General features: G+C 59.5%; 1 protein-coding gene and 2 pseudogenes. 1 reads left to right on the top strand and 2 read right to left on the bottom strand.

All coding sequences use genetic code 11. The features are described 5' to 3' along the window. Positions 1–167 (bottom strand): annotated as a pseudogene (locus LB543_RS33730) (S-(hydroxymethyl)glutathione dehydrogenase); the annotation flags it as partial. 237 nt (positions 168–404) lie between these two features. Between LB543_RS33730 and LB543_RS33725 the strand changes: the two are divergent. Next, positions 405–988 (top strand): annotated as a pseudogene (locus tag LB543_RS33725) (IS6 family transposase); the annotation flags it as partial. 416 nt (positions 989–1,404) lie between these two features. Here the strand turns inward: LB543_RS33725 and LB543_RS33720 are convergent. Beyond that, on the bottom strand, positions 1,405–1,716 hold the full coding sequence (locus LB543_RS33720) for a DUF982 domain-containing protein (protein WP_224617350.1): 312 nt from the start codon (positions 1,714–1,716) through the stop codon (positions 1,405–1,407). Between the last annotated feature and the right edge of the window lie 556 nt (positions 1,717–2,272).

Raw genomic sequence — 2,272 nt, 5'->3', positions numbered from 1 at the left:
AAGATGCCTTCGGGATCGGCGCCCGACAGCGTGAATTCATCGGTGTGGCAGATGCCGGTCGCCTTGATCTCGACCAGCACCTCGCCGTCGCGCGGTCCTTCGAGGTCGACCTCCATGATCTCCAGCGGCTTTCCGGCGGCGACTGCGACAGCGGCGCGGGTTTTCATTTTTTCTCTCTCCCCAAAATTTGCCTGCCAAGGCTGTGTTCCGGCATCTTGTGATCAGAAATGTCTATGCGGCGACCTTGCCCGGTCCCGCCGGGAATACGCCCGACATCGGTAAATCCCTTGATGCGCTTGACCCTATCGCATCAGCGGCGAATCGCCGGATAGGGTTCTGTTGCAAACTTTCTGGCAATGAAGGCTGTGGTATCGAGCCTCCCCTTTTTCATTGCGGGAGTTTCGATGTTCAAGGGCCGCCATTTCGACCAATCTGTCATCCTGCTGTGCGTTCGTTGGTATCTGGCCTACAATCTGAGCCTGCGAGACCTCAAGGAAATGATGGCCGAGCGCGGCATCAGCGTCGATCATTCCACGATCCATCGCTGGGCCGTTCACTTCTCGCCGGTGCTGCTGGAGCGCTTCAATCAGCGCATGCGCGCCGTGACCGGCAAATGGCATGCCGACGAGACCTACATCAAGGTCCGCGGGGGTGGATGTATCTCTATCGTGCCATCGACAGCGTGGGCGACACGGTTGAATTCTATTTCAGCGAGAACCGGGACTTGCCTGCGGCCAAGCGCTTCTTCAGCAAGGCGCTGGACCGCCATGGCCGTCCCGATCGCGTCGTCATCGACGGCAGCCAGACCAACCACGAGGCGATCGTGTCCTGCGACACGACAAATCGCTTGAAGGAACGCTCCCGGGACCGGTTGAAGCCGATCACAATCCGGAAAAGTCGATACTTGAACAATCGCATCGAGCAGGATTATCGGCGCATCAAGCGCCGTGTGCGATCGATGCTCGGCTTCAAATCCTTTGCCAGCGCGGCCGTTCCTGGCCACCGCGATCGGAACAACGGTCGGACCCGCCGGAGCCACGTACCAAATTCAGAGTTTGCAACAGAACCACGACGCCTGATATGCAGTTGCCAAGTTGCTTCTCCAGTGACTGTGACCAAGCGCGAGCCTGGATCCAACCCGTCATTGGTCATTGCGAAACGGCCGGACGCGAGCGCTGCCGATAGCGGCTGGTAGTCCGGTCACCATCCGCGTCGGCAGGAAGCCCTGTCTGGCGGGGGCAACTTCTCCCTTGCCAACTCGCATTCCCAGCCAACGCTCCAAGGACTTACGCTTCGTCGTGGTTCCAGATGACCGGAGACCATGTCGCTCTCCGGCAGCTCTGTACCGAGCCTCTTTCCGCTATCGACTGGTGCTGCGGCGGTACGGAGGCCGTCGCAGCGAATTCAAGCACCAGCTTCCAAGTGGTCTAGGCCGCCGATCTTCGGTCCCGTCATCCAAGGCGCCGCCACGGGGACATCCTCGATCAGCCCGACTCTGCGAGCCCAAGTCGTAAAGATTTTGTGCGCCGCCTCGACAGACTTCCGGCCGTCGTAGGCGGAACAGCACGTTTCACATGCCGCCGCGTGAAGAAGGCCACGCCTTTCGATGGGCCATTCTTCCAAGAACTCTATGGCATCCATAACACACTCGATCTTTCGGAGAACGAAGCCATCGTCCCTTACCAAAATCGGCTGCTTGAACGTTCCACTTTCCATAGCAACCTCCCTTCTCACCGTGGAGCGCGTCAGAGCATGTCAGCGATCCCGTCGGACGGGAACAACCGCAAACGGAGACGGAATATTCCTGCCCCGGCCCTTTTGAGCGCTTTTATGTGAAAAATATTGGAAGCGCCTATTTTCTGTTCAAGAGAGTGACTACTCCTTTGGGGCCGATTTGTTGGAATTTCAGAATTGCAGGTGTCGGCTTGTCCCGCCCTGTGTGCGCACCAGGAACACTACCTGCTCCCAGCGCCTCGGGAGACCAAGGCTTCGTGATGCGCCGATCACGCCGGCGTAGTCAGGCGGACTTTGGTCAGGGCTTCCTGTCACGAAGACGACGGTCATGCCCTTATCGCGTGACAGCTCCCTTGCGATCTGGGGCCCCGTGAGCCCATCCGGCCATGACGGCGCCATCGGCGGCCTCGTGAGCCAGGGCCATCTCCCGGCCTATACGCGGGCGGAAGTGCAACTGGGCCGATCCTTCTTCCGCGCCGATCTGCGTGAGTTCGAGGAGGTGCAGACGCGCTCGCTTACCCTGCGCTATCTGTTCGCG

This window comes from Mesorhizobium sp. ESP7-2, from assembly GCF_020164715.1.
Lineage (GTDB): Bacteria > Pseudomonadota > Alphaproteobacteria > Rhizobiales > Rhizobiaceae > Mesorhizobium.
Note: the sequence above shows the minus strand (reverse complement) of the source record. Positions and strands in the feature narration are given on the sequence as shown.